At 70.3% G+C, this 26,505-nt stretch carries 18 protein-coding genes; 4 read left to right on the top strand and 14 right to left on the bottom strand.

Annotated features, from left to right (window positions below):
- Positions 1 to 157: 157 nt before the first annotated feature.
- From PA27867_RS05395 to PA27867_RS05385, 3 genes are all read right to left on the bottom strand, one after another.
- The gene (locus PA27867_RS05395) at positions 158 to 490 is read right to left on the bottom strand and encodes a peptidase (RefSeq protein WP_066594217.1); all 333 of its coding nucleotides are present in this window, start codon (positions 488 to 490) and stop codon (positions 158 to 160) included.
- The gene (locus PA27867_RS05390; RefSeq protein ID WP_066594215.1) at positions 487 to 1,677 is read right to left on the bottom strand and encodes an inorganic phosphate transporter; all 1,191 of its coding nucleotides are present in this window, start codon (positions 1,675 to 1,677) and stop codon (positions 487 to 489) included. The genes PA27867_RS05395 and PA27867_RS05390 overlap by 4 nt, the downstream gene beginning before the upstream one ends.
- Before the next feature lie 166 nt (positions 1,678 to 1,843).
- Positions 1,844 to 2,320 (bottom strand): 8-oxo-dGTP diphosphatase, encoded by a 477-nt coding sequence (locus tag PA27867_RS05385; protein ID WP_066594213.1) that lies wholly within the window; start codon positions 2,318 to 2,320, stop codon positions 1,844 to 1,846.
- 75 nt (positions 2,321 to 2,395) lie between these two features.
- On the opposite strand from PA27867_RS05385, the gene PA27867_RS05380 reads away from it, so the two are divergent.
- Positions 2,396 to 2,659: a mycoredoxin gene (locus tag PA27867_RS05380; protein ID WP_066594211.1), complete on the top strand. Its 264-nt coding sequence runs from the start codon at positions 2,396 to 2,398 to the stop codon at positions 2,657 to 2,659.
- A gap of 104 nt (positions 2,660 to 2,763) precedes the next feature.
- Here PA27867_RS05380 and PA27867_RS05375 read toward each other — a convergent pair whose 3' ends face one another.
- From PA27867_RS05375 to PA27867_RS05340, 7 genes are all read right to left on the bottom strand, one after another.
- The gene (locus PA27867_RS05375) at positions 2,764 to 3,792 is read right to left on the bottom strand and encodes a 6-phosphofructokinase (protein WP_066594209.1); all 1,029 of its coding nucleotides are present in this window, start codon (positions 3,790 to 3,792) and stop codon (positions 2,764 to 2,766) included.
- Positions 3,793 to 3,922: 130 nt separating this feature from the next.
- On the bottom strand, positions 3,923 to 6,097 hold the full coding sequence (locus PA27867_RS05370; protein ID WP_066594207.1) for a DEAD/DEAH box helicase: 2,175 nt from the start codon (positions 6,095 to 6,097) through the stop codon (positions 3,923 to 3,925).
- A 210-nt stretch (positions 6,098 to 6,307) separates the two neighbouring features.
- Positions 6,308 to 6,646 carry a DUF6804 family protein gene (locus PA27867_RS05365; RefSeq protein ID WP_066594205.1) on the bottom strand — a complete coding sequence of 113 codons (339 nt, stop codon included), beginning with the start codon at positions 6,644 to 6,646 and terminating at the stop codon, positions 6,308 to 6,310.
- Complete coding sequence (locus tag PA27867_RS05360; RefSeq protein ID WP_066594203.1) at positions 6,646 to 8,583, bottom strand: DUF2207 domain-containing protein; 1,938 nt, start codon at positions 8,581 to 8,583, stop codon at positions 6,646 to 6,648. The genes PA27867_RS05365 and PA27867_RS05360 overlap by 1 nt, the downstream gene beginning before the upstream one ends.
- A gap of 64 nt (positions 8,584 to 8,647) precedes the next feature.
- On the bottom strand, positions 8,648 to 9,205 hold the full coding sequence (locus tag PA27867_RS05355) for a GDSL-type esterase/lipase family protein (RefSeq protein ID WP_066594200.1): 558 nt from the start codon (positions 9,203 to 9,205) through the stop codon (positions 8,648 to 8,650).
- 1,136 nt (positions 9,206 to 10,341) lie between these two features.
- Positions 10,342 to 12,396, bottom strand: a complete 2,055-nt coding sequence (locus tag PA27867_RS05345) for a DUF222 domain-containing protein (RefSeq protein ID WP_066594196.1) — start codon at positions 12,394 to 12,396, stop codon at positions 10,342 to 10,344.
- A gap of 296 nt (positions 12,397 to 12,692) precedes the next feature.
- The gene (locus PA27867_RS05340; protein ID WP_084020725.1) at positions 12,693 to 14,279 is read right to left on the bottom strand and encodes an SDR family oxidoreductase; all 1,587 of its coding nucleotides are present in this window, start codon (positions 14,277 to 14,279) and stop codon (positions 12,693 to 12,695) included.
- A gap of 175 nt (positions 14,280 to 14,454) precedes the next feature.
- Between PA27867_RS05340 and PA27867_RS20550 the strand changes: the two genes are divergently transcribed.
- A complete protein-coding gene (locus PA27867_RS20550; protein ID WP_157109131.1) occupies positions 14,455 to 15,501 on the top strand; it encodes a TOMM precursor leader peptide-binding protein in 1,047 nt (348 codons plus the stop codon).
- Here the strand turns inward: PA27867_RS20550 and PA27867_RS05335 are convergent.
- Together PA27867_RS05335 and nudC are read right to left on the bottom strand one after the other, a co-directional pair.
- Positions 15,392 to 17,113 (bottom strand): ATP-dependent helicase, encoded by a 1,722-nt coding sequence (locus tag PA27867_RS05335; RefSeq protein WP_066594194.1) that lies wholly within the window; start codon positions 17,111 to 17,113, stop codon positions 15,392 to 15,394. The genes PA27867_RS20550 and PA27867_RS05335 overlap by 110 nt on opposite strands.
- Positions 17,106 to 18,092, bottom strand: coding sequence for an NAD(+) diphosphatase (gene nudC / locus PA27867_RS05330; protein WP_066594192.1), 987 nt, complete (start codon positions 18,090 to 18,092; stop codon positions 17,106 to 17,108). Before nudC ends, PA27867_RS05335 begins: the two co-directional genes overlap by 8 nt.
- 95 nt (positions 18,093 to 18,187) lie before the next feature.
- Here nudC and PA27867_RS05325 point away from each other — a divergent pair, with 95 nt between their 5' ends.
- Complete coding sequence (locus PA27867_RS05325; protein ID WP_084020724.1) at positions 18,188 to 19,405, top strand: phosphotransferase; 1,218 nt, start codon at positions 18,188 to 18,190, stop codon at positions 19,403 to 19,405.
- Here PA27867_RS05325 and PA27867_RS05320 read toward each other — a convergent pair.
- Both PA27867_RS05320 and PA27867_RS05315 read right to left on the bottom strand, forming a co-directional pair.
- Positions 19,315 to 22,779, bottom strand: coding sequence for an ATP-dependent DNA helicase (locus PA27867_RS05320; RefSeq protein WP_236900842.1), 3,465 nt, complete (start codon positions 22,777 to 22,779; stop codon positions 19,315 to 19,317). The genes PA27867_RS05325 and PA27867_RS05320 overlap by 91 nt on opposite strands.
- Positions 22,776 to 26,180 carry an ATP-dependent helicase gene (locus PA27867_RS05315; RefSeq protein WP_084021375.1) on the bottom strand — a complete coding sequence of 1,135 codons (3,405 nt, stop codon included), beginning with the start codon at positions 26,178 to 26,180 and terminating at the stop codon, positions 22,776 to 22,778. Before PA27867_RS05315 ends, PA27867_RS05320 begins: the two co-directional genes overlap by 4 nt.
- Before the next feature lie 99 nt (positions 26,181 to 26,279).
- On the opposite strand from PA27867_RS05315, the gene PA27867_RS05310 reads away from it, so the two are divergent.
- The gene (locus PA27867_RS05310) at positions 26,280 to 26,504 is read left to right on the top strand and encodes a DUF3107 domain-containing protein (protein ID WP_066594181.1); all 225 of its coding nucleotides are present in this window, start codon (positions 26,280 to 26,282) and stop codon (positions 26,502 to 26,504) included.
- Position 26,505: the final 1 nt, after the last annotated feature.

Genomic DNA, 26,505 nt, shown 5'->3' with positions numbered 1-26,505 from the left:
GCGGTCCCGCACCGGTGCGTGCACGCCCATGGCTCGCACGCACGCACGTGGACCCGCGCGATCGCGGGGCGTTGCGGGGCGACGGATGTTCGCGAACCGTGAGCTGAGCACGCCCGAGGGGGGGGCTCAGCTCACGGTTCGCGGAACGGCGACCAGGTCACTTGTGCAGGGCGGGCACGATCAGGTAGACGCCGTAGAGCACGATCAGGCCGCACACCGCGAAGCAGAGGTAGCCGGCGTACTGGGCGAGGCGCTTCTGGCCGTCCGTGAGCGGGTTCGCCTTGCGGGCCTTCTTGGCACGCTTGGCGTCCTTGGCGGCGCGGGCCGGGCTCAGCACGGTGATGGCACCGGTGAACTCGGCGGGCTCGACGGTGGGGATGCGGCCGGCCGTGGTGAGCATCCGCAGGCCCAGGGAGTAGAGCGAGACGACGATCGCCGACGAGACCAGCGAGGCCGCGGCGACAACGAGGAAAGCGGCCCAGTCGATCACAGTGCAACCTTCTGTCGGTCCTTGCGGGACGGCTTGCGGGGGGTCTTCTTGATCTTCACCACGTGGCCGGCATCATCGATGTCGTGCAGGTTGTCGTGCGATACCCGGTCGCGCTTGGACCAGCGGAACAGCACGTAGACCACGATCGTGCCGATCACGACGTCGAGCACGATGCCGATCGGGCCGAGCAACGCCAGCCCGGCCGCGAATGCGCCCATGATGGCGGAGGCCGGGAGGGTGAGCAGCCAGCCGAGGGCGATCTGCCCGGCCATGCCCCACCGCACGGTGGAGCCGCGTCGGCCGAGGCCGGACCCGATGACGGATCCCGACGCCACCTGGGTGGTCGAGAGGGCGAAGCCGAGGTGGCTGGAGGCGAGGATGGTCGCGGCGGTGCTGGTCTCGGCCGCGAAGCCCTGTGCGGGCTTGATCTCGGTGAGTCCGCGACCCATGGTGAGGATGATGCGCCAGCCGCCGGTGTAGGTGCCGATCGCGATGGCCAGGGCGCAGCAGGCGATGACCCAGAACTGCGGGCCGGAGCCCACGGCCTGGTAGCCGCCGGCGATGAGGGTGAGGGTGATCACTCCCATGGTCTTCTGTGCGTCGTTGGTGCCGTGCGAGAGGGCCACCAGCGAGGAGGAGAAGATCTGCGCGTAGCGGAAGCCGCCACGGCCGTCTGGCTTGCCCACGTCGCGGCGGGTGATGGCGTAGGCGAGGCGGGTGGCGATGAACGCGACGATGCCGACGGTGATCGGCGCGATGAGCGCGGGCAGGATGACCTTGGCCAGCACCACGTCGTAGGCCACGGCCTGCGCGCCGACGCCGATGATGGTGGCGCCGATCAGGCCGCCGAAGAGGGCGTGGCTGGAGCTGGACGGGAGCCCGCGCAGCCAGGTGATCAGGTTCCAGACGATGGCGCCGATGAGGCCCGCGAAGATCATCTCGGGGGTGATCTGGATGCCGCCGTCGCCCTCCTTGATGATGCCGCCGGAGACGGTCTTGGCCACCTCGGTGGAGAGGAAGGCACCGACGAGGTTGAGCACGGCGGCGACGCCGACGGCGACCTTGGGCTTCATGGCCCCGGTGGCGATCGGTGTGGCCATGGCGTTGGCCGTGTCATGGAACCCGTTGGTGAAGTCGAAGATGAGGGCCAGTGCGATGACCAGCGCGACGATAAGGGTGAGGTCCACCGGCGTCTTTCCTTGTGATTCGTCCCGAGCGCGGCTGGACCGAGGCCCGGGCACGCCAGGAGAACTGGCTGGCTCGAAACCGGGCCTCGTTGATCCTGACAGCCTGAGGCAGGCAGGTCAATTCAGGAGCCGTTCGGAAGCTGTTCAGAAACCGTACTTCTGCCGTTCAGCCGCGAGTGACGACGGTGGCGAGATCCTCACCGAACGTGAAGGTGGCCTCGACGGGCACTCCGGCCAGCACCCCGGGCAGCCAGTGCCTGGCGTCGTCCCACATCTCGTCGACGGGCAGGTCGGCGATGGTGAACCACACCGGGTTCAGCTCGTCCGACTCGCGCGGTGTGCCGCTGAATCGGTCGGTGACGAAGACGTTCGACCGCTGGCTCCAGGCGGGCTTGTGCGGGAACAGGTAGGTGAGCACGCCCATCGCGGTCAGCGCATCCGCCGACACGGTCAGCCCGGATTCCTCCTCGACCTCGCGCACGGCGGCTTCCAGGGCGGACTCCCCGGGTTCGAGCTTGCCGCCGAGACCCACGATGTTGCCCAGGCCCAGGCCCTTCTTCTTGCGGCCCAGCAGCACCTGCGGGGTGCCGGACTCGGACAGGCGGGTGAGGTAGCACACGCACACCTCGGGCAGGTCGGTCATGGCCTCAATCGTAGCGAGCGCCCCAGGGCTGACCGAGCCCCGCGGATTCCCGGAAACCTCGGTTACGCTGTACGCATGGATTTTGTGCCTCAGACCGGAACTATCACGATGTTCACCACTACCTGGTGCGGCTACTGCTCGCGGCTGAAGACCCAGCTCGACAAGGTCGGCATCGGCTACACCGAGGTGAACGTCGAAGAGGTCGACGGCACCTCCGAGCTCGTCATGAGCCTCAACGGGGGCAACCGCACGGTTCCCACGGTGCTGTTCCCGGATGGCTCGGCCGCGACGAACCCGTCGCTCGCGCAGGTGCAGGCCAAGCTCGCACCCGCGGCGTAACCGCCCCTCCGCACGCGCCTTCGCGAACCGGGCGCCCACGACTCGGACACACGACTGCCCGGACGGCCTGAGCCGTCCGGGCAGTTCTCTGTGCCTGCTCGGGTTTAGCCGAAGAGCACGGCTGCTTCGTCGTACCGCGCCTGGGTGACCCGGTTGAGGTCCATGGTGGCGTCGGCGATGCTGACGGTGTTGATGTCGGTTCCCTTGAGGGAGACCATCGAACCCCACTTGCCCTCGACGACGGCGTCAACGGCCGCCATGCCGAGACGCGTGGCGAGCACGCGGTCGTAGGCCGACGGGGCGCCACCGCGCTGGGTGTGGCCGAGGACCGTCGCGCGGGCCTCGATACCGGTGCGCTCTTCGACCATGGGGGCGATGAGCTCGCTGATGCCGCCGAGGCGGGGACGGTTGAACGCGTCCAGGCCCTTGTGCGAGTGGGCCTCGCCCATCTCGGCGAGCAGGAAGCCCTCGGACACGACGAGCACGGGTGCCCGGCCGCGGTCGCGGACGCTCTCGACCCAGGCGCAGATTTGCTCGATGGTCTGCGGCTGCTCGGGGATGAGGATGGCGTGTGCGCCGCCGGCCATGCCGGAGTGCAGGGCGATCCAACCCACGTGGCGGCCCATGACCTCGACGATCATGCAGCGGCCGTGCGAGTCGGCGGTGGTGCGCAGCCGGTCGATGGCCTCGGTGGCGATCTCGACGGCGGTGTTGAAGCCGAAGGAGTAGTCGGTGGCCGCGAGGTCGTTGTCGATGGTCTTCGGCACGCCGACGATCTTGATGCCGGCGTCGGTGAGACGGCGGGCGGCGGTGAGGGTGCCCTCGCCGCCGATGGCGATGATGGCGTCGATACCCTCGGCGTCCATGGTCTTCTGGATGTTCTCCGGGCCCGCGTTCTCGCCCTCGAACGGGTTGGTGCGGGAGCTGCCGAGGATGGTGCCACCCTGGCGGGAGAGGCCACGGACGCTGTGACGGTCGAGCTTCATGAACTCGCCCTGCACCAGCCCACGCCAGCCGTTGCGGATGCCCACGAACTCGGAGTCGTACGCGCGGCCTCCCTTGAGAACAGCACCCCGAATCACTGCGTTGAGGCCTGGGCAGTCTCCACCGCTGGTGAGGATACCGATCTTCATATCTGGCTACTCCTTAGTGCATGCATATTGTTGCGGCAGATTGCCCGTCCACCATCATGGTGGCGCGCTCTGGCCTGGATCAAGTCAACACCGGCGGCGCTGCTCGGGGGTAGGGACTTCCGGCCCGGTGTTACAGCTCTCCGTCGAGCGCCTGGGTGAGCACGTAGACCAGCGCGCTGGCCTGCACCGAATCCTCGGGCGACAGCTCCTCGTCGGCCCCGTCGAGCGCGCGGGCCGCGAGGCCCTGCTTGCTGCCGATGAGTTCGGCGATGCGCGCGTCGATGGTGTGCGCGGCGATGATCCGCCACGCGGTGACCGGTTCGGCCTGGCCGATCCGGTGCACCCGGTCGATGGCCTGGGTCTGCTCTGCCGCGGTCCAGCTGAGTTCGGCCAGCACCACGTTGGAGGCGGCCTGGAGGTTCACACCGACGCCGGCGGCGGTGAGCGAACACACCACAACGGCGACCTCGGGATCGGTGTTGAACGAGTCGATCGCCGCCTGGCGGGCCAGGGCGCTCTGGTCGCCGCGCAGCGACACCGTTCGCAGGCCGCGCTTGGCGAAGATCTCCTCCGCGGCATCCATCACGTCGATGTGCTTGGCGAAGAACACGACCTTGCCCACCGAGTGCGCGAGCTGGGCCGCGTAGTCGGCGGCGAGCCCGGCCTTGGCCTGGCCGATCTTGCGCACCATGGTGAACACGTTCTCGCCGGTCGTGGTGCCCTTGGACTCCTCGAGATCGGCGTGCGCGACGGCGCGGATGTACGCGGCGCGCTCGTCCTCGGTGAGCACGGGTGCCTTGACGCCGGGGTGACGCGCGGCGACGAGGGCTTTGAAGCGCTTGACCAGGCGGGCGCCCAGTTCGCGTTCGGCCTTCTGGATCGACCGGCCGAGTTCGCTGTCGAGCTCCACCGGGAGGTCGGCGATGCGCTTGGCGGGCAGGTCGGCGGCCACGTCGACCTTGCGGCGACGCACGATGCCCATGTCGATCACGGCGGCCCGGGCGGCGGTGTAGAAGCCGGCGTCGGCCGGCGTGAGGCCGGTCTCTTCCAGCCGCTGCATGAGCTTGGCGGTGGGCTTGTCGCCGTCGATCCAGCCGAGGAACTGCCAGATGGCACGGAAATCGTCGACGTCGTTGATCAGCGGGGTACCGGTGAGCGCCATCAGCAGCGGGTTGTTGCCCGGGGTGCGGCGGCGGATCTGCTCGGCGAGGCTGAGTACGTGCTTGGAACGCTGCGACTGCAGGTTCTTGATGAAGTGCGCCTCGTCGACGACCATGCCCTTGAAGCCGAGGGTGCCGAGCCAGGCGAGGTGGCGATCGAGAACGTCGTAGTTGACCACGACCACGTCGGCGAAGGCGTCGAGGGTGTCACCGTCGCCGTGGATGACGGTGGCGCGGCGGTGCGGCGTCCACAGCTCGACCTCGCGCACCCAGTTCATCTTCACGACGTTGGGCACGATCGCCAGCAGCGGGTAGGCGCCGGCGACGGATGCGGCCAGCAGGCTCTGCGCCGTCTTGCCGAGGCCGGGCTCGTCGGCGAGGAGGTAGCTGCGGTGGCCGAGGCGGGCGCTCTCGATGAAGCGGGCCTGGTGCCGCATGAGCTCCATGCCGCGCGGGGAGAACCTGTCGACGTTCGGGGCCTCGGGCAGGTCCATGCTGGCGGCCTGGCCGCCTGAGCCGTATTCGAACGCCTTGAACAGCGGGCCGAGCAGTTCCCAGTTGGCCAGGCGACGGGCCGAGGACACCGGCGCGGCCTGCACGGCACTGAAGTCGGGGGCGAGGAACGGGTTCGCCAGCTGGCGGGCCCGCACCGATTGCGGGATGACCTGGTTCTGCGGCACCTCGGGCTTGGCCTCGGGTTCGCGGGTGATGATGAGTTCGTCCGGGCTGAGTTCGGCTCCGGATTCCAGCAGCCAGTCGCGGCGGAAGCGTTGCGCGACGGTGGAGACACCCGCATCCGGTTCGAGCAGGGTGATCAGGCTGGTGTCGCGGGCGGCGGTCTTCGCGAGGATCTGGGCGATGCCGTCGAGGCGTTTGAGCAGCTCAGCGCGGTTGGCGTCGGTGAGCTCGCCGTCGGCCTTGACCCGAGCGCGTTCCTCGCGCATGAGCAGGGCGATGACCTGGTACTTGGTGCGATTGGTGGGGCCGAGCTTGGTACCGCTCTGGGCCTTCGCCTCGACCTCGCGCACCTTGCGGGCGAGGATCGGGATGATGGGGGCGTCGTCGTCACGCGAGCGTGGGCGCTGCCGGGTTCGACCGCTGCTGGCACCAGCACGGCCCGCTCCCTGAGGGCGGGTGTAAGCCATTTTTCTCCACTTCACACCAGCGCGGCACACAGTGCGCGCTCGTCGTGTTGAGCATCCGTGGATGCCTGTGCGATCGATACGCCGAACCCCGCAAAACGAGCAACGTGACCGGCATCGGGCAGCCTCGAAGGAGCTGATCGACGCAGGACAACGGTCGAGACACTAACCAGGTTCTCCAGACGCGTACTCAGTCTATGCCCGGACCTGTTCTCAGCGGTGCACCGCCGTCGGGACCTTAGTACGGATGCCGACGATTATGAAGACCAGAGCGGCGATGAACTGGGCGGACACCCAGCCCTGGCCGTGCAGCTCGATGATCACGATGGGGTTCCACAGCACCGCGATGGGCACCAGCCCGATGAGCCACCACCAGGACTTCGCCTGGATCACGAAGACGCAGATGATGAGCGCCAGGATGCTGACGACGTAGCGGATGATGACAAAACTGTCGACATCGAGCAGGGCGAGTCCGGCCAGGAGGGCGATGGCTCCGAGCAGCCCGGGCGCCAGGGCCGACCGGGTATAGGTAGGTTCTGCCGGAGTGCCCATCAGACGCCCCCTCCCCCGCCGCCGCCACCGCCGCCACCGACGGAACCGCCCCCGCCGGCACCGGAACTGGACGAACTCGAGGCGCTACCCGACCACGCCGACGACGTGGACGAGGCGAACGCGGCCACACCCGTCGCGAAGTAGGCGGCGTTGAACGGAGCCGTGCCGACGTACCAGTCCGGCTGTGCTCGCGTCCCGTCGTAGTAGTCGCCGAGAACCTTCGACCACTGCTTTTCCTCGCCCGTGAGCACCGCGTAGGGCAGCAGGCGTTCGTAGAGCTTGAGCACCTGCACGGGCTCGGTCGAGACGGTGCCGGCACCGTCCGGTCGGTATGGCGTGCGCAGCGCGCCCAGGGGGCTTTGCAGCACCCGGAGCCGGTCTGCTTCAGCCAGCGAGATATACACTGTGACGCCCTTCAGGTAGTCGCGGAGTTCCGCGCCGCTCGCGGTGAGCGGTCGCACGTCGCCGACTACGGCAAGCGTAACAATCGCGGCGGCCAGCCCACCGACCAGGAACAAGAGCGGCCACGCGCCGGCGACCTCGGTGGCGAAGGTGATGATGCTCGCCACGACGGCGACAACACCGGCGACGATCGCCAGGGCGATGAGCCAGCGGCGGACGGCCCCGCCCTTCTTCTCCCGGAGGCCGTCGGTGAGCATCCGTTTGCGTGCCGTTCGGCGCACCTTCTGCAGGGCGGTGCCCAACGTGGTGCTCTTCTTCTTCAGGTCGCGCACCGAACCGATGGGCCGGTTCGAGGGGAACAGGGCGTTGAGCACGGTGCTCTCGGTGGCGTCGAGACCCTCGCGGCTGCGCAACTCGAGCAGGTAGTGGTTCTTGCCGTCGCCCTCGAGCACCCGCAGGTTGCCGCGCACGGCGAACTGCAGGAACTGGGCGGTCATGGCCTTGCCTGAGGCGCGGGCGCCGAGGACGTCGCCGGACTGCAGCAGGTTCACGCCTGCCGGTGGCAGGTACTCGGCGATGATGGTGGGCCGGCCGGGCTGGTTGCGCCACCGGGTCGTGCGCAGGAGCACCGCGATCCCGGCGGTGATGAGCGCGGCCAGGGCGGCGAGGAGGGCGATCGTGGGGAAGGCGTTCGCCGTGAAGGAGTCGTCGCGGGGCACGAAGGTTCCCGCGTCGAACCCCACGGCGACAGTGAGTCCCTCGTGCGCAGCCAGGTCGCGCGCCTCGGCGTCGACGACCCAGCCGTCGCCCGCGGCGACGCTGTCGAGGGAATCGCACTCGGTGCCGGATGACGATCCGCCCTGGTAGCACGCCGTCTGGCCGGTGAGGTGCGGCACCAGGTCCGGCGCCACATGCACGGTGGCTGAGACCGCCCCGAACGGCTGGGCCCAGCCGGTGCCGTTGACCTCCCAGTAGAACTCCTGGTCGGCAGTGTCATCGGGCGAGAAGGTGACGTAGGTCTGGTGATAGTTGATCACGTAGGTCTGGTCGCCATGCACGAAGTCGTCGGCCGCGATGGTGACGCTGAGGTATTCGGCACCGGTGTCATCGGAGATGGTCTCCGTCTCGGTGTCGCGTTGCTGGCCGGTCTCGTCGGTGACGCTGTCGATGGTCAGTCCGGTGGGCTGGCCTTGGTAGTGGGTGGGGATCTCCCGCCGGATGCCGCGGTTCTGGTCGGTGTCGGGGAACCGGGCAACGAGAGTCTCGGTGGCGGCCAGGGTGGAGTGGCCGTCGGCGTCGCGACCGAGCTGGTAGTCGGCGTGCATGGAGACGAAGCTGAAGTCGTCGACGCTCGCCGGCCGCACCTGCCCGGCAGGCAGCACCGAAACCGAGCCAGCGACGCTCCGAGCCGCGGCAGCGCCGGACGAGTCAGCGACGGCGGCTGAGATGCCGGTGAGTCCGGCCAGCCCCACGGCTCCGGCGAGAGCGGCAGCGGCGAGGACAATGCTGAGAGGACGACGTGCAGGTCTGCGCATGCCTTCATGCTAGCCACCGGCCGACGTGACGTGCGCCGCCGACGCCGAGCAGGAGAAGTGCAGGTCAGGCGGGTTGTGTCCTAATGGGCAGGGTGGCCGGATGCTCGAGCATGTCGATGAGCGCCGGACGGAGCTCACCGAGCCACACGACGTATCCGGCTTCGGTGAGATGGAGGCTGTCCGTGGACCATTCGGCGCTCAGCGTGCCCTCGGCATCCGCCAGAGCCGGCCACAGGTCGAGGTAGCGGGCCTTCACGGTGGGAGCAAACTGGCGCAGATGCCGGTTGATCGATCGGATCACCGGAACGGCGTCACGCTCTCGCGGCGGCACGGACTGGATGAGCACCCTGGTGCCCGGAAGCTTCTTGCGGAGAGTGCACAGGATGGTTTCGATGTTGCGCACGACGTACTCGTCGGAGCGATGCCAGCCGACATCGTTCGTCCCCACCTGCAGCACCACGGCATCGGGGTCGATCTCGACGACGGCGTCGAGCCGTGCGATCACATCATCCGTCGTGTCGCCGCTCACTCCGAGGTTGTGGACCTCAAACTCGCCGAGGCGTTCTTCCCAGCGGGCGCCGGCGCTGAGACCATCGCCAACGAATACCACCACTCCGGACATGTCGCCTCCCCAACGCTTGCCTACCATGATGCGCCCCAGGCTGGCCCCTGGCTAGGGTCCAACCTGTCAACCTCCCGGCAGCCGCCCGGCCACCCCACCCCTTCCGCTGCGCCGTCCGCCCCTCTCGCCGGTCAACCCCATCGAGACCCCGCAACCCGGTCTGCGGTCCGCGCCCACCCCGTTGGTCGAGCCCGTCGAGACCCCGCAACCCTGTCCGCGGTCCGCACCCATCCCGCTGATCGAGCCCGTCGAGACCCCGCAACCTTGTCTACGGTCCGCACCCATCCCGCTGATCGAGCCCGTCGAGACCCCGCACCCCTGCCCGCGGTCCGCGCCCATCGCGCCGGTCGAGCCCGTCGAGACCCCGCACCCCTGCCCGCGGTCCGCGCCCATCGCGCCGGTCGAGCCCGTCGAGACCCCGCACCCCTGCCCGCGGTCCGCGCCCATCGCGCCGGTCGAGCCCGTCGAGACCCCGCACCCCTGCCCGCGGTCCGCGCCCATCGCGCCGGTCGAGCCCGTCGAGACCCCGCAACCCTGCCCGCGGTCCGCGTCCATCGCGTTGGTCGAGCCCGTCGAGACCCCGCAACCCTGCCCGCGGTCCGCGTCCATCGCGTTGGTCGAGCTTGTCGAGACCTCGCAACCTTGTCCGCGGTCCGCGCCCATCGCGCCGGTCGAGCCCGTCGAGGCTGGTGACCTTGTCTGCGGTCACGCCCATCTCGTTGGTCGAGCCCGTCGAGGCCTCGCACCCTTGTCCGCGGTCCGCGTCCATCGCGCCGGTCGAGCCCGTCGAGACCCCGCAACCCTGCCCGCGGTCCGCGCCCATCGCTTTGGTCGAGCTTGTCGAGGCCTCGCAACCTTGTCTGCGGTCCGCGTCCATCGCGCCGGTCGAGCTTCTCGAGACCTCGCAACCTTGTCTGCTGTCCCACCCATCGCGTTGGTCGAGCTTGTCGAGGCCTCGCAACCTTGTCTGCGGTTCGCGTCCATCGCGTTGGTCGAGCTTGTCGAGGCCTCGCAACCCTGTCTGCGGTCCGCGTCCATCGCGTTGGTCGAGCCCGTCGAGACCTGGTGACCTTGTCCGCGGTCCGCGCCCGTCGCGTTGGTCGAGCTTGTCGAGACCTCGTGACCGGCTGTCAGTGTCAGTGTTGGTGGGGTGTTTTGCTGGGCATTTCGATGAGGGTTTGTCCGGGGTCGATGGTGGCGGGTGGGCGGAGCCAGTAGTGGCCTTGGTTTTCGAAGATTTGCCAGCCTTGGTTGTGCAGGAGGCGGTGGTGGGGGTTGCAGAGCAGGATGCCGTGGCGGATGTCGGTGGTGCCGTGGTCGCGGAGCCAGTGGTCGATGTGGTGGGTTTCGGTGAAGGCGGGTGGTTTGTCGCAGTCGCCCCAGCGGCAGCCGCCGTCGCGGGCGGCGAGGGCGATGCGTTGGGCGGGGGTGAAGAGGCGCTCGTCTCGGCCGAGGTTGAGGGGTTGGTTGTCGGTGCTGAAGGTGATGGGCAGGCTGCCGCTGTCGCAGGTGAGCCGGTCGAGGGTGGGTTGGGACAGGGGTGCGGGGTTGCCCTCGAGGTAGCCGTGCGCGGTGAGGTCGGGCGGGGGTGCCAGGATCTCGTCCAGATCCCGCAGGAGGAGGAGTCCCGCCCCCGGCGGGACGACCGGGTCAGGCCGGGCCGGGCCGTCGACGTGGGACGTCGGGCCCGGCGGGATGAGTGGGTCGGGCCGCGCTGGGCCGTTGAGGTGGGGTGCCGGGGTCGGTGATGCTGCGGTGGAGAAGGTCCACGTGGGTATTGAGGTGCCGGTGGGGGTATCCGTCCCGGTGAAGGCTGAATTCCCCGCGGGGGCAGTGGTTTCGGTGTCGGAAGGGGTGCCGGTGCGGCCGGGGTGCTCGGTGGCGGCAGGATTCGCGGTCCTGGTGGGGTTCTCGGTGGTGGCAGGAGTGCGGGTGCAGGGGGTGGTCGGCGTCGGGGTGGGTGCCGTGCCGGGGGTGGTCGGCGTCGGGGTGGGTGCCGTGCCGGGGGTGGCCTGGTGGGTGATGATGCGGATGGAGGGCTGGCGGCCGCCGAGGATGCGGTTGGGGTTGATCTCGGTGCCGGCTTTGAGGAGGGCAAGGAAACCGTCCGCGGCGATCTGCTCCGTGCTGCGCGGGTCATCGCGCACGCTTTGCGCCCACTTCGCGCGGGCCGGGTCGACGAAGCGCACCCCACCGCGGCGGGGACTGGTGAGGCTGTCGTAGGCGGAGAGGACGAACGCTCCCTGCTCGGGCGGGAACACCCCGTGCAGGTGCACCTGGCCGGACGGGTTCGTCCACACGCGCAGGGAGCGGTCGTCCCACGCTTTTTGTTCCCGCACGATGATGCCGGCCGCGTCCAGGGAGTCCCGGGTACGGCGGGCCCGCTTGAGCAACTGGTCCACGTTCAGCGTTCGGGCATCCCGGAGCAACTCCTCGACGGCGGTCGCGAGGACCGGCCCCGTCACGACGGTGTCGATGTCACCGAGCCCGGTGCGGATCGCGTGGGCGGCCGCCACGGACAGGGCCCCGCAGGTCACGGCCTCGGAGATCTTGTGGTGCCACGGCAGCAACGCCGGATCAATGCCCGGAATGCCCACCCCGTCCAGCCCCTCCGGCCCGTTCAGGCCGTCGAGTTCGTTCTGGCCGTCGAGCCCCGTCGACTCCGGGTCCCCGCCAGCACCGTCGAGCTCGTCGAGGAGTCTGCGGGCGGCTTCGTCTTCGGCGGCGGCGGCGGCCTGCGCGGCGGCGGCCTCGTTGTCGGCGAGCATCCGGCCCACGTCCACGAGCCGGCGCGCGTCGGCCTTGGTCGACCCGGTGAGCTTTTGAATCAAACCGTCCGGGTTCAGATACCCCTGCTGCTGCGCCAGACCGGACTGGCCCAACTCCGGCCGGGACCGGTGCGCGATGGTCTTCGCCACCCACACCTGCCGGGTACCGACCGTCTCCGACAGCCGGGCGATATCGCGTTGGCACGCGAGAGCATCCGCGTCCGACAGGGCGTCGTAATCGGCGCTGCACGACCCCCAGCGGGCGACCGCCGCGACCGCCTCGGCCAACGAACCCGCCGGGCCCGCCGGGCGAACCTCGGCCAGAACCGGCACCGCAGCCAGCGCCGGCGGCACCGTCGCGGAGGCCGGACGGGCCGGCTCCGGGACGGTGTCGGGGGCGAAGATTGCTGCGAGGCTGGACATGCAGTGAGAGTAGCCCGATCTCGCACCTTTGTGTGCCCGAAAAACAAGGTTGTGGAGAACTTTTTTTGGCCAGAGCCTGCCCATTTAGCCCGAGATTGGAATCACGTGTTTCCGTGTGCGCGTGCTACGAAATTGTGCACCGGGACGCTGCTCACAATGCCAGGAATAGAGGGGCATGGCCCCCAACGCAGGGCGGGTCACCGGGTTCGACGAACCCGAGCAGAGAGATTGTGCACCGACAGGCTGACGACTGGAACCTCTCCTCGGCCGGACGGCTACCCCGATCTGATCGGCTGCTAGGTCAGGGCCGCGGCCTCGGCGGTCTCCGGGGTTTCCGGCGGGGTGCTTGCGGCGGAATCCGTGACGCCGGAGTCGGCCACGGCGGTCTCCGCGTGCACGGTTGCGGCCTCGGTCTCGGCTGCTTCCGTGATGCGGTTGGCCATGCCAGTGAAGATCACACCGTGGAAGGGCAGGATCGAGAACCAGTAGAGTCGGCCGCCCAATCCGCGCGGGAAGAACACAGCGCGCTGCCGGTAGATCGAGCCGCCATCAGCCGTGGGTTCTGCGCGCATCTCCAGCCAGGCACGTCCGGGAACAAGCATTTCCGCCCGCAGGCGCAGGAAGCTGCCCCGGTCGATGCGTTCCACGCGCCAGAAGTCGAGCACGTCACCGGTCTGCAAACGATCGGGGTGACGCCGGCCGCGTCGCAGCCCCACTCCCCCGACAAGCTTGTCCATCCAGCCGCGCACGGCCCAGGCCAGCGGGAAGGAATACCATCCGTTGTCGCCGCCGATGCTCTCGATGACGCGCCACAAGTCGGCCGGCTTGGCCGACGTCTTCTTCTCCTTGAGGTCGGTGTAGACGAGGTGGCCGGCCCAATCGGGGTCGCTGGGCAGCGGGTTGCTCGACGCGCCCTCGGTGGCCGCGTTCTGCCAACTGGTCTCCACGTCGCCGTCGCGCATACGGCCGAGCGCCAGGCGAACGGCCCGGCGATACGTGGTGAGACCGCCGGCGGGCGGCGGGATCACCGCGTCGATGTCGTGCTCGTGCATCACGCAGTCGTACTGAAGCGAGGCGATGATGGGAATGGCCAGGCTCCTGGGGATGGGGGTGACCAGGTTGACCCACTGCGAGGCCAGCCACGGCGTGAGCACCGGGAGCGCGGCGATGGGACGCTGGTGCAGGCCGGCCTCGAGGGCGTAGCCGTTCATCATCTGGCCGTAGCGCAGCACGTCGGGCCCACCGATGTCGAAGGTGCGGTTCACGTCGGCGGGCACGTCGGCCGCCGCGAGCAGGTAGTACAGCACATCGCGCACGGCGATGGGCTGGATGAAGTTGCGCACCCACTTGGGCGCGGGCATGTACGGGAGCACATCGGTGAGGTGCCGGATCATCTCGAAGGACGTGGAGCCGGACCCGATCACCACGCCCGCCTGGAAGGCCACGGTGGGCACGCCGGATGCCAGCAGGATACGGCCGACCTCCGCGCGGGACCGCAGGTGCGGTGACAGGGTGTCGGTGTCCGGGTGCAGTCCGCCGAGGTAGACGATGCGGGAGACCCCGGCCTCGGCCGCTGCCGTGGCGACGTTCCGGGCGGCCTCGCGCTCGGTCTGCTCGAAGTCGCCCTTGGCTCCCATCGAGTGCACGAGGTAGTAGAACACGTCGATGCCCGTGCTCGCCGCGGCCAGCGACTCCGGGTTGCCCAGGTCGCCCTCGACGATGTCGACGTCCTTGGCCCACGGCACATCGGTGAGCTTCTGCGGGGAGCGCACAAGGACCCGCACGTCATGCCCTGCCTCGAGGAGCCGGGGAACCAGCCGGCCACCGATGTATCCGGTGGCACCGGTAACGAGGACTCGCCGCGGAGAAGTTTGCTCTGTCATTGCGTCAGCCTAGGCGCAGAGTCTGGATTGCGCCTGCGGAAAGCGCCGTCATCGCGGCGATCACGGTTGAGTGTGCGCCGGCCGGTCGCGTGCGTGTCGGCCGGGGTGCGGGACTGCCTCCGGCGCCTGTGGATGAATCCCGCGCCCCCTGCCGCCCCCGGGAGACAATCGCCGGATGATTCTTCGACTCGACCCGCGGTATCCGCTCGTCTGGCGCACCCCGGACACCATCCAACTGGGCATCGACCGGCCGCTGGCGATCGTGCCCGGGGTCACGGCGCCGCTGGAGGGCGTCATCGCTGCGCTCCGCGGCGGCGTGCCCCGGTCCGGCGCGCTGATGCTCGGGCGGCAGGCCGGCGCAACGGATGAGGCGACCTCCGCCCTGCTGAGCGCCCTGGGTCCGGCCCTGGTGGGAGGTACGGCGGACGTCATGACCGGAGCGAACGACACAGCGGCGGATTCCGGCGCCGTGGCAGACGGTTCGACGGGCACGGGTGCTCCAGCGGGTGCCTCCCCGCCGGGCACCGCCCACCCCGGGCCCGACGACGCTGCCCGGTCCGACGCCCGACCCCGCACCGCTTCCGGCGGTACTACGGCCGACCGGGCCCTGGCCGGCCACCGCCCGGTCGTGTGCGTCGACGGCGCCGGCGCCACGGCCGATCGCATTCGCAGTCTGCTGGGCGAGCTGAGCATCACGGTGGTGACGACCGAGGTCCTCGCCGCGACCGGTGCGGCGTCGCCCCCGCCGCTGCCCGACCTGGCGGTGATCGTCGACCACTTCGTGTTGGCTCCCGAGCGGCACGTCCGCTGGCTGCGGCGGGACATTCCCCACCTGCCGGTGCTGTTCAGCGACGCCGAGGTGCGGGTCGGCCCGCTCGTGGAGCCGGGCGCCGGCCCCTGCCTGACCTGCCTGGAGCTGGACCGGGTCGATGAGGATCCGGCCTGGCCCGCCATCGCCTGCCAGCTGCTCTACCGCACGGCGTCCACCGAGACGCCGCGGCTCGGCATCGAGGCCGCCGCCACGGTGGCGGGCATCGTGCACGAGCGGCTGTTCGCCGCCTCGAACGAGTTCACCGCCGCGTCGTTGGCGATCGACGCGATCAGCCTGTCGGTCAGGCGCCGCGCGCACCGGCCGCACGTGCGGTGCGGATGCCGATTTCTGCCAGAAAACGTGATCGTTCTCGCGGGGAACGCTGCTGGCTTCCGGCCGCGGACCAACTGAGCGACAGCCGCTTGCGGGCCCGGGTGACGCCCACGTAGAGCAGGCGGCGTTCCTCATCGACCTGGTCGAACGTGCCGGCGTAGCTGATCGGCACGAGCCCTTCGCTCAGCCCGACGACGAAGACCGCGTCCCACTCCAGGCCCTTGGCGGAGTGCAGGGTGGCCAGGGTCACGGCCGCGACGGTGGGTTCGTGCTGGCCGACCTGGCGTTCCATGAGTTCGTCGGTGAACTGCCGGAACGAGGTGCCGGGGGCCGCCTGGTCGACGAGTCCCATGATGGCGTTGAGCGCCTCCCACCGGTCCCGCACGGCACCGCGGGTCTCCGGCGCCGTCTGGCTCCAGCCCAGGCCGCGCAGAACGTCGCTGACCGATTTGAACAGGGGTTCGCCCATGATCGAGACGGATGCCGCGCGCAGCGACATCACCGCCTGCTTCACCTCGGGCAGGTCGAAGAACCGCTTCGATCCGCGGATCTGGTAGCTCACGCCCACATCGCCCAGCGCCGTCTCGAGCAGCGCGGCCTGCACGTTGACCCGGTACAGCACGGCGATGTTCTCGGGCGCGGTGCCGGCGGCGACCAGTTCGGCGATGCTCTGCGCCACACCCCTGGCCTCGGCCATGTCGTTGGGATACTCCCGCACAGCGGGCTCAACCCCGGTCTCGGCGACGGCGGCGTGCAACGACAGCGCGCCGGGCCGGCCGCGCATGAGCTGGTTGGCGGTGGCGACGATGGCCGCGGTCGAGCGGTAGTTCTGCTCGAGGCGCACCACCGTGGCATCCTCGTAGTGCTTGGGGAAGTCGAGCAGGTAGTCGCTGCGGGCGCCCGCGAACGAGTAGATGGTCTGGCTGGCGTCGCCGACCACGCAGAGATCCCGCCGGTCGCCCAGCCAGAGTTTGAGCAGGTCGTACTGCAGCGGCGACACGTCCTGGAACTCGTCGACGACGAAGAACCGGTACTGCTCCCGCACCTGCAACGCCACCGACGGTTCGGCCTCGATCATGCCGGCCATGGCCAGCAGCACGTCCTCGAAGTCGATCTGCTTGCGGTCGTCCTTGAGCCGCTCGTAGCCAGCCTGCATGTCCAGGGCCTGATCGATGTCCAGCCGGCCCGGCAGCGCCCGGCCGGCCGTGGCGTACTGCTCCAGGCTCAGCCCGGAGGTCTTGCGCCACTCGATCTCGCCGGCCAGGTCACGCAGGGTGGCGGTGTCCAGCTTGAGCTTGAGCACCTCGGCCACGTGGCCGAGCAGCCGGCCCTTGCCCTCGAGGATGCGCGGCGCCTGCCCGCCCACGACGTGCGGCCAGAAGTAGTTGAGTTGCGAGAGCGCGGCCGCGTGGAAGGTTCGCGCGGCGACGCCGCCGGCGCCGAGCTGCCGCAGCCGGCCGCGCAGCTCTGCAGCGGAGCGGGCGGTGAAGGTGAGCGCCATCACCCGGGTGGGCGAATAGGCGCCGCTCATCACGCCGTAGGCGATGCGGTGCGTGATGGCGCGGGTCTTGCCCGTGCCGGCACCGGCGAGCATGCACACCGGGCCGATCAGGGCCTCCGCCGCGACGCGCTGCTGCTCGTCGAGCCCGGTCAGCAGGGACTCGGCGGTGGGGGTCAACGGATCAGACACCCGGGGACACCGTGGCCGGCCGGACCAGCCAGTCGTCGATCAGGGCGCGGGCGATCGACGACGCACCGGGCAGCATGATCCCGTTCTCGCTGTCGGAGAGCTCCGCCCGGCTGAACCAGCGCAGGTCGAGGATCTCGGTGCCGTCGGGCACGAGCCCCGAGGAGTGCTGGCCGTCGGCCAGCCGGGCCGTGAAGCCCACCATGATCGACGCCGGGAAGGGCCACGGCTGCGAGCCGTGGTAGACCGGGTCCGCTACGCGCAGGCCCGATTCCTCGAAGACCTCACGCACCACGGCGGACTCGAACGACTCGCCGGGTTCGACGAAGCCGGCCAGCAGCGAGTACCGGTTGGCCTCCCACATGGCGTTGGAGCCGAGCAGCACGCGGTCCTGGTCGTCGGTGATGAGGACGATCACGGCCGCGTCGGTGCGCGGGAACACCTGGCTGCCATCGACCGGGCAGTGCCGCACCCAGCCGCCGGTGGTGACCTCGGTGGCGGCGCCGCAGCGCGGGCAGTGCGGGTGCGACTCGTGCCAGTGCAGGATGCCGAGGGACTCGGTGAAGATGCCGGTGTCCCGGTCGGAGAGCAGGGTGGCGTAGTCGCGCAGGCCCACCCAGCGGCTCTCGTCGGGTTCGAGGGCCGCGGCCTGCTCGTCGTCGAGCGGCACGGCGATGATCGGGGTGCCCACCGGTTCGGCGGCGTCGGGGTCGAGCGAGCGGCCCAGATAGACCTGCAGACCGGATGCGCCGGGCCCGGCCGCCAGCTCGGCCGGCGCCAGCAGCAGCACACGCGGCGCCGCGTTCTCGAGCTCCGTGCTGAGAGGCTCGGCGAGCAGCGCTTTGCCGTGCCAGAGGGGCAGCAGGCGGGTGCCGGCATCCGCCCACAGGGTCTCGAACAGATCGGTGCGGGCGCGGGCATCGTTGTCGCGATCGACGGCGTGCCGGGAAAGCGGCAGCCTGGCCGTAAACCTGAACGACATTCAAGGCCCCTCAAAGCTCGGGCAACTCGTGCCGAAGTGGACTGCAGGCGTGGCGAATGGCGCCGCAGGGAGGAACTCGACCTAACCTAGAAGGCATGGCCAGATCCCATCTCACTCTAGCCGCGTTGGCCACCAATGCAGTTCCGGAGCTCGACGTCGCCCACGCCCGAAACCACAGTCTCGGCGCGAACGGATTGTTCGACTCCGCGCTGCTGATCACCCGCGACGGCACTGAGCTGATCATCCGGGTTCCCACGTCGCAAGCGGCGGAAACCGAGCAGTCGGCGGACCTCGTGGCGCTGCGCGCGCTCACGACCGGCAACCGTAGCCGGCTGCCCTTCGACGTGCCGGTCTTCGTGGGCCAGGCGCCCTTCGAGGGCACCAGGGCCGTGGTCTACGAACGACTGCCCGGCGCGTCCTACGACGCCGACGCGCTCACCGGGCACGAGGGGGTCTCCGGCTCGATCGGTCGCGCCATCGCGGCCATCCACGGTCTGCCCACGGCCTTCATCGGCGACGCCGGACTCGTGCAGCAGAGCGCGCTGGACTGCCGCACCGCCACGATCGACCTGATCGACCGCGCATCGAACACCGGAAAGCTGCCGGCGGCCCTGCTGCGCCGCTGGGAGCTCGCCACTGACGACGACTCGCTCTGGCAGTTCGCCCCGACCGTGATCCACGGCTCGCTCACCGCCGAGTCCTTCCTGATCAGCGACGACGCCGTGTGCGGCGTGCTCGGCTGGTCCGCGCTCTGTGTGGGCGACCCGGCCCGCGACCTCAACTGGCTACTCGCCGCCCGCGGCGACGCCGCCGAGACGGCCATCGCCACCTACACGGCCACCCGGCAGGGCAACGACCCGCTGATCGCCCAGCGGGCGATGCTGTACGCCGAGCTCGAGCTGGCCCGGTGGCTGCTGCACGGCGTCGACATCCACAACGACGCCATCATCGACGACGCCGTGTCGATGCTCGACGGCCTGGTCGACAACGTGCACAGCCACACCATGCAGTCGCTGTCGCCGGAGACCGGCCCGATCCTCAGCGTGTCCGATGTGGAGTCGATGCTCGAGGACATGCCGCGCACGCCGGCAACAGGGTCGGCCGGGCGCAACAGCGACGACAGCTCCGAGTACGGCACCAGCGACTTCGCCGAGACCGGGTCATTCTCCCGGGTCACCAGCTTCGACGGCACTGGCTTCGGCGCCGCCGGTTCGGACACCGACTACACCGACGACGCCACCGGCCCGATCTCCACGGCGGCGGATGCGCCGGCCACCGACGACCAGGCCCGCACGAGGTCTTCCTCGGAGTAGAGCCGCTCAGGGGCGACGACAGTGTCGTCGGCGACGAAGTAGAACACCGCGTCGACGATGGCCGGGTCGATACCCTTCCAGGTGGCGTAGGCCAGCCGGTACAGCGCCAGCTGGGTCTGCTTGAGCTCGAGGTCGGCGGCGTCCTTGGGCGCCTTGCCGGTCTTCCAGTCCACCACCTGGTAGCCGGTCTCGGTCTTGTACACCGCGTCGAGCTTGCAGATGAAGACCTGCTCCCCCAGCACGTGGTGGATCTCGATCTCCACCTCTTCCGGCGCCAGGTTGGCCCAGGGTGAGCGTTCGAAGGTGGCCTTGAACTGCTCCAGCTGGTCCAGTTCGACGGGCATGCCCGTCCCTGAATCGACGGCGGACTCCTCGTCGGCCTCGAGATCGAGGTCGAGCTCGTCCATGCTCGCATCGAGGAGATCCCCGGAGGACCCGCCGGCGGAGCGTTGTTCGACCCAGGAGTGGAACAGGGTGCCCAGCCGGGTGGCCCGGTAGGGCCGCTCGGGCATCGGGCGCCGGAGCCGGGCCAGAACGGCCGCCGGGTCGTCGACGTAGTCCTTGAACCGGGAGGCCGGGATGCGGGTGGGCACGTCGAGTGCGACGGGGCCGGCAAGGCGCAGCGCGCGCTCCTCGAGCAGCAGCGTCACTTCCCGCGACCAGGGCGTGTCCGGCTCGTCCGGGTCCCTGCCGTCCTCGCCGTCGCCGTCCCCGATGTCGCCGCCCTGGGCGCGCACGAGCGTGGCGGCGGCCTCCACGACCGGGCGCCGGGTGCCGAGCGGGTCGAACGGCCAGACCTCACTGGTGTCCTCGTCGGTCAGGGGCTTCTCGTCGTGCTCGCTGCCCTCCGGCAACTCGGGGATGAGCCCGGCCTCGGCCAGTTCGAGCAGGTACCGGCTGGGCTTTCGCACGGTGGTGCCGCCACCCCAGAACGCTCCGGTGAGCAGCAACTGCTGCTGGGACCGGGTGGTGGCCACGTAGATCAGCCGCCGCTCCTCGGCGTCGTGCCGGTCGGCGAGCTCGTGCTTGTACAGCTCGAAGTCGATGTCGAAGGAGAGCTGGGTCTCGTGGCCCAGCCGGCGCAGCTCCGGCAGCTCGGCCCGGTCTCCCCGGCAGGGATAGGGCAGCTCGCCGAACCGCAGCCAGCCCGACACCTCCCGGCTCGGCGCCGGCAGGTTCTTCTCGGTCATGCCCGGGATGGCCACGAAGTCCCACTCGAGCCCCTTGGACCCGTGGATGGTGAGCAGCTGCACGGTGCCGGGTTCGGCCGCCTCACCGCGCGGGCCGAGGTCGTCCTGGCGTTCGGCCCGGGCCAGCCAGCGCAGGAAGCTGGCCAGGGTGCCCTGCTCGTCGCTGTCGAGGAACGCCGACACGGCGTCGTGGAAGGCGTAGAGGTTGGCCAGGGCCCTGCCGTGGCTCTCGTTGGCGACCAGTTCGAGGTCGAGCAGGGTCTCCTGCTCGATCAGGCGCACGAAGTCGAGCAGGCCAAGTCCCGCGCGGCTGCGCAGCCAGGCCAACTGCCGGCCGGCCTGGCGGAGCCGTAGGCGTCCCTCGTCGCTGAACGCGGCCAGCTGGCCGTGGGTCTCCGGCACACCGGCGACGAAGTCGAGGGCGTCCACGAGCGAGCGGCTCTCTTCGGTGGCGACGGATGCGCGCAGCTTGGCCTTGAGCTCGTCCGACACGGCCTTCTGCGCCCAGTCGTGCGTGGCGAGCCAACCGGCCACGTCCGACAAGGCCTGCAGGTCGCGCACCCCGATGCGCCACCGGCCGCCCGTGAGCAGCCGGATCAGGTCGCTGCCGGCGGACGGGTCGTGCACCACCCGGAGCACGGCGAGCACATCGGCCACCTCCGGTGTGGAGAGCAGGCCGCCGAGGCCCAGCACGTGCGCGGGAACGCCGTGTTCCCGCAGCACCTCGGCGTAGAACTCCATGTCGCGGCGGGCGCGGAAAAGCATCGCCCCCGAGCGGGGCTCTGCGTCGGGGTCGGCGGGCGAGGTCTCGCTGCCCAGCCGCGCGGCGAACCAGCGCGCGATGGCGGCAGCCTCGTCGGCGATGGTCTCGTGCATCGCGGCCTCCACCCGGCCGGCTGCCTTGCCGGCGGGGACCTTGAGGGTCTCCACCTGGATGCCGTTGGGCCGGGCGCGCAGCTGAGCGCTGAGCGGCGCGACAAGGGCGTTGGCGGCGTCGAGTACAGTCACCGGGTTGCGCCAGGTGTAGGAGAGCGACATCGAGGGTGCCTCGGTGTTGGCCAGCTCGGCGAAGTCGGTGGAGAAGCCGAGCAGGTTGGCCGAACTGGCTCCGCGCCATCCGTAGATGGACTGGTGCGGGTCGCCGACGGCCATCACCGGGTGGTGCGCGAAGAGGGTGCGCAGCAGCTCGGTCTGCAGCACCGAGGTGTCCTGGTATTCGTCGAGCAGAACGATACGGTACTGCTCGCGGTAGCGGGCCACCACGGCCGGCACCTTGCGGCAGACCTGCAACGCCAACGCCACCTGGTCGGAGAATTCGATCAGTCCCTGGCGGCGTTTCTCGGCCCCGTAGGCATCCGCGAGCTCGGCCAGCACGGGCAGCGGAGCCACGGCGGCGATGGCCTCGAGCACCGAGTCGTACGGCTTCTTCTTGCGCGGGTTGCCGTAGGGCAGGTCGGCGAGGTAGCCGAAGCTGTTCGCCAGGCGGGCCAGGTCGTGCGGTTCGGGCTCCTCGCCGGGCACGTACGGCGGCGGATTCTCGGCCAGCGCCCGGCTGAGCGAGAGCACGGCATCCGTCACGGCGTCGACGCCCTTGCCGTATTTCACCAGGCGGCCGTCACCGTGGGCCACGACCACCCGGCGGGCGAGCAGCCAGGCGCTGGTCTCGCTGAGCAGCACCGACTCGGGTTCGCGGCCGAGCAGCAGCGCGTTGTCGGTGAACAGTCGGCTGGCGAAGGAGTTGTAGGTGGACACTGCCGGCGCGTTGAACAGGTCGGCGGAGTCGGGCCCTGCGGTGAGGCCGGTGACGGGGTCTGCCGTGCCGTCGCCGGCGGGCATCAGCCCGGCCTCACTGAGCTGCCGGATGCGGCCGTTGATGCGTTCGGCCAGCTCGCCGGCGGCCTTGCGGGTGAAGGTGAGGCCGAGGATCTGGTCGGGCCGGGCATGACCGTTGGCCAGCAGCCAGAGCACCCGGTTGGCCATGGTCTCGGTCTTGCCGCTTCCGGCGCCGGCCACCACGAGGGTGGGGCTGAGCGGCGCCTCGATCACGGCCTGCTGTTCGCTGGTGGGCGGGAACATGCCCAGCGCCTCGGCGATGGCCAGGGCGGAGACCGATCTGGTCTGAATTGTCGCGGTGAACGTGTCGTCGGCGTTCGCGCCGCCGGTGTTCATGTCTGGGGGGTTCATGAGCTGACCTGCTTGATGACGTGGATACGGCACGAGCCGTAGGAGCGGGGGTCGAGGCAGTGGTCGGCGATCTCGGCCACGAAGGTGGCGCCGCCCATTCCGGCGGCGTCGTCGGTAACCCGCGTGCTGAAGGCCGCGATTTCGTCGGGTGTGAAGGCCGGCTGGGTGGGGTTGCGGTAGTTCTGCTTCTGGGTTCCGGAGGACACGATCACCAGGCGTGCACCGGCGAGCTCCATACCCGGTTCCAGGCCGTCGATGACGCCGGCCGCAAAGGCCAGCTGGTAAGCGCCGAGCTGCGGGTGTTCGGCGACGCCGGTGTCGCTGGTCGGGTCGCCCTTGCCGGTCTTGAGGTCGACGATGACGGCGCGTCCGTCCGGGAGCCGTTCCACCCGGTCGATGGTGCCGGAGAGCACGGCACCGTCCAGGTCCAGTTGGAAGCGGCCCTCGGCGCTCAGCAGCCGGGTGCCGTCGCGGGCCCCGTCGCCGAGGTAGGCGGCGAGGCGGTCGGTGAGCTCGCGGGCCTGGGTCTTCTGCACCCTGGACTGCCAGTCGGCGTCGAAGACGAGCTCACCCCAGCGGGCCTCCACGCCGGCCCAGAGGGCGTCCGCGGTGATCAGGGCCGGATCGTCCGCGCCGGCCGGGTCGGTGGCGTCTTCCATGACCTTGTGGATGATGGTGCCGAGGTTGGCCGCGGTGCTCGAGTCGCCGCCGCCGATCTGGCCGATCAGCCAGTGCAACGGACAGGTCTCGAACGCCGACATGCGCGACGGTGAGACCCGCACCGGGCCGTCGCCGGCCTCCGGATCGTTGAGCGGGCGCACGGTGCTGGCCTCTCGCAGTCCGTACCATTCCTCGGGTGAGGCGCCGGGCACCTTCTCGCGGGCGAGGCGGGCGAGCGTGGCCGCGGCATCCGTGGCCCGGGCCGGCAGTACAGCGGGCAGCGCGCCGACCGGGTCGGCCGCCGGCGACAGCCGGGGTCGGAGGGTCTGGGTGAGGTCGCGGCGCAGGCGACCGACCAGGCCGCGCAGCGACAGCGGGTAGCGGGTGAGCGGTGCGGGGTCCGGTTCGGGCAGCAGCCTGAGGAACGCCGACGGCTGGTTCTCGTCGTTGTCGACGGCCGTCACGAGCAGTTCGGTGGTGCTGCGGGAGGCGGCCTGGGCGAACATGCGCAGCTCGTCGTGCAGCACGCTGGTGCGGGCACCGGCCGGGTCGGGCTGCTCCCCCGCGGCGAGCAGGGCGAGGTCGCCGGCGCCGAGCAGCGAGCCGCGGATGCGCAGGTCGGGCCAGACGTTCTCCTGCACCCCGGCGAGCACCACGACGTCGTAGTCCCGGCCGATGGTGCCGCTGGGGGTGGAGACGAGCACCGACTCCGCCGTCGCCCGCGGCGCGAGGGTGTCTTCGGGCACGTCGGTGTCGACGAGGTGCTCCACGAAGAGCACGGGCGGGGCGGCGGGGGTGCGCTCGACGAAGCGCTGGGCGGCGGAGAACAGGGCCACGACCGCGTCGAGGTTGTGATTGGCCTCGTCGGCGTCGATGCCGGTACCGGTGGACTGCTCCGCCCAGGCGGGGGCGAGTCCGCTGCGCTGCCAGAGCCCCCAGAGGAGCTCTTCGATGGTGGCGCCGGCCGCGAACGCCGTGCGGGTCTGCCGCAGGTTCTTGGCGCAGGAGGCGGCCCGCCGGGCGGTGCGGTTGTCGATGCTCTCCAGCAGCGCCGGGTTGGTGAAGACCTCCACCAGGAGTTCGTCGGCGGTGCGCGCGGGATGGGCAACGTGGGCCGGGTCGTGGGTCCCCTCGGGGTCGCCAGGCTCCGGCTCGCTCAGCTCCTGTTGGCGCAGCGCGGCGCGCAGCCGCCGCAGGGTGATCGGGTCGAGGCCCCCGAGCGGGCCGCGCAGCAGGTCGACGGCGGCATCGGCGTCGAGCGGGCGGCGCCCGAGGGTCACATCGAGGGCCAGGATGAACGCGCGCACGGCCGGTTCGTCGCGGAGCGCCGCCTGGGAGGCGGCCACCTGGGTGGGCACCTCGAGGGCGGCCAGCCCCTTGGACAGGGCGGGCACCAGTGCGCCGGTGCGCACGATCACGGCCATCCGCCCCCAGGGCACCCCATCGAGCACGTGCCGTTCGCGCAACCGGCGGGCGATCACGGCGAGCTGGTCGGCCGGGCTCGCGGTGACGACGGTCTGCACCATCCCGCCGGCGGCGTCGGTCCCCGCTGCCGTGGTGTCCGGCCCGGTGCCCTCGTCCGTCCCTGTGGCCTCGTCCGTCCCTGTGGCTGCGGCACCGACGACGGTTCCGGCGGCCCGCTGGGTTCCGGCGGCGGCGGCGCCGATCCGGCCGGTGAACTCGCGGATCACCGCGCGCAACTCGGGGCCGTGCCGGTGCACGGTGTCGAGGGTGAGCGTGGCCACGTCGGGCAGGCCCAGGTAGTGGGCGAGGCGGCCGAGGGCGTCCGGGTGGGCGCCGCGGAACGACCCGGTGCTGAGGTCGGGATCGCCGAACGCGACGACGGTGACGCCGCGGGCGGCGAACTGGGCCAGCAGCGCCAGCGTGGACTGGGTGGCCTCCTGGGCGTCGTCGAGCACGATCAGCCGGAGATCGCCGAGCGGACCGAGTGGGTTGCCGGCGCTCACAGCGGTGGCCGAGGCGGATCGCACTGCTCCGTTCCGCGGGAGGGTCCGCGGGGCGGCCTGCACGATCGCCGCGGCGAACTGCACGAGCTCGGTGGAGTCGAACTGGCCTGGGCGGCTCTGGTCCTTGACCTCCTGGTACCCCGTGATGAACTGGGCCGCAGCGGCCCACTCCGGTCGTTCGGTGTCGGCGGCCAGGCGACTCAGCCGTTCGGGCGTGACACCGTATTCCACGGCGCGCATCATCAGGTCGCGAAGCTCGGTGCGGAAACCGCGCAGGCCCCTGACCTCGGCGTCGAGCGGGCTCGGCCAGGCCGGCCCGGTGCCCTCCAGGATGTCGCCCTGCAGGATCTCGGCGATGATCTGGTCCTGCTCGCCACCGGTGAGCAATGTCGGGCTGGTGTGTCCGGCCGCCACCTCGGCGTCCCGCACGATCTGGAAGGCCACAGAGTTCGCGGTGCGGGCCAACGGACCGTTCGTGGGCACCCGCAGGCGCAGGGCCAACCGGTCCCGCAGCGCCGTGGCGCCGGTGCGGGTGGGCACGAGAACCAGCACCTCGCTGGGGCTGATGCCCAGGCGGAGCACGCGGTCTGCGACGAATTCCACGAGGGTGCGGGTCTTGCCAGAGCCGGGCGCGCCGATGACGGCGGCCGAACGGCCATCCGGCAGCTCGAGCACGGCCTGCTGGGAGGGATCCAGGTCTAGCGGCGGCCGGTCGGCGGCGTTGTCGCCCGCCCGCACCTGGGCGGCTGGCTCTACTTCGGTCACCGGGTTCATCACGGTCCAACGGTAACGGGTTGCGCCGACAGTGAACGTGGCGGGCCGACCGGCGGGCATGTCGTAATCTGAGCGGGTAGGCAACCGAAAGGCGCATCCGTGGACATCCGCATTGGTATCTTCAACTCCCCCCGGGAGATCAGTTTCGAGACGACTCAGCCGGCCAACGAGGTCGAAGAGACCGTCGCAGCCGCTCTCGCCGGGCAGACCGGCTACCTCAAGCTCAGCGACAAGAAGGGCCGCGTATACATCGTCCCGACCATCGGACTGGCCTATGTCGAGCTGGGCTCCGAGGAGTCCCGCCGCGTCGGCTTCGTGGCCTAAC

Origin of the sequence: Cryobacterium arcticum, from assembly GCF_001679725.1 — a bacterium.
In the GTDB taxonomy this organism is placed as follows: Bacteria; Actinomycetota; Actinomycetes; order Actinomycetales; family Microbacteriaceae; genus Cryobacterium; species Cryobacterium arcticum_A.
Note: the sequence above shows the minus strand (reverse complement) of the source record. Positions and strands in the feature narration are given on the sequence as shown.

Bases quoted from the DNA above. Each gene is read 5' to 3' on its own strand.
- PA27867_RS05345 (WP_066594196.1), bottom strand. From the start codon at position 12,396: ATGTCCAGCCTCGCAGCAATCTTCGCCCCCGACACCGTCCCGGAGCCG.
- PA27867_RS05385 (WP_066594213.1), bottom strand. From the start codon at position 2,320: ATGACCGACCTGCCCGAGGTGTGCGTGTGCTACCTCACCCGCCTGTCC.
- PA27867_RS05320 (WP_236900842.1), bottom strand. From the start codon at position 22,779: ATGAACCCCCCAGACATGAACACCGGCGGCGCGAACGCCGACGACACG.
- PA27867_RS05315 (WP_084021375.1), bottom strand. From the start codon at position 26,180: ATGAACCCGGTGACCGAAGTAGAGCCAGCCGCCCAGGTGCGGGCGGGC.
- PA27867_RS05360 (WP_066594203.1), bottom strand. From the start codon at position 8,583: ATGCGCAGACCTGCACGTCGTCCTCTCAGCATTGTCCTCGCCGCTGCC.
- PA27867_RS05365 (WP_066594205.1), bottom strand. From the start codon at position 6,646: ATGGGCACTCCGGCAGAACCTACCTATACCCGGTCGGCCCTGGCGCCC.
- PA27867_RS20550 (WP_157109131.1), top strand. From the start codon at position 14,455: ATGATTCTTCGACTCGACCCGCGGTATCCGCTCGTCTGGCGCACCCCG.
- PA27867_RS05380 (WP_066594211.1), top strand. From the start codon at position 2,396: ATGGATTTTGTGCCTCAGACCGGAACTATCACGATGTTCACCACTACC.
- nudC (WP_066594192.1), bottom strand. From the start codon at position 18,092: ATGTCGTTCAGGTTTACGGCCAGGCTGCCGCTTTCCCGGCACGCCGTC.
- PA27867_RS05355 (WP_066594200.1), bottom strand. From the start codon at position 9,205: ATGTCCGGAGTGGTGGTATTCGTTGGCGATGGTCTCAGCGCCGGCGCC.
- PA27867_RS05370 (WP_066594207.1), bottom strand. From the start codon at position 6,097: ATGGCTTACACCCGCCCTCAGGGAGCGGGCCGTGCTGGTGCCAGCAGC.
- PA27867_RS05325 (WP_084020724.1), top strand. From the start codon at position 18,188: ATGGCCAGATCCCATCTCACTCTAGCCGCGTTGGCCACCAATGCAGTT.
- PA27867_RS05340 (WP_084020725.1), bottom strand. From the start codon at position 14,279: ATGACAGAGCAAACTTCTCCGCGGCGAGTCCTCGTTACCGGTGCCACC.
- PA27867_RS05375 (WP_066594209.1), bottom strand. From the start codon at position 3,792: ATGAAGATCGGTATCCTCACCAGCGGTGGAGACTGCCCAGGCCTCAAC.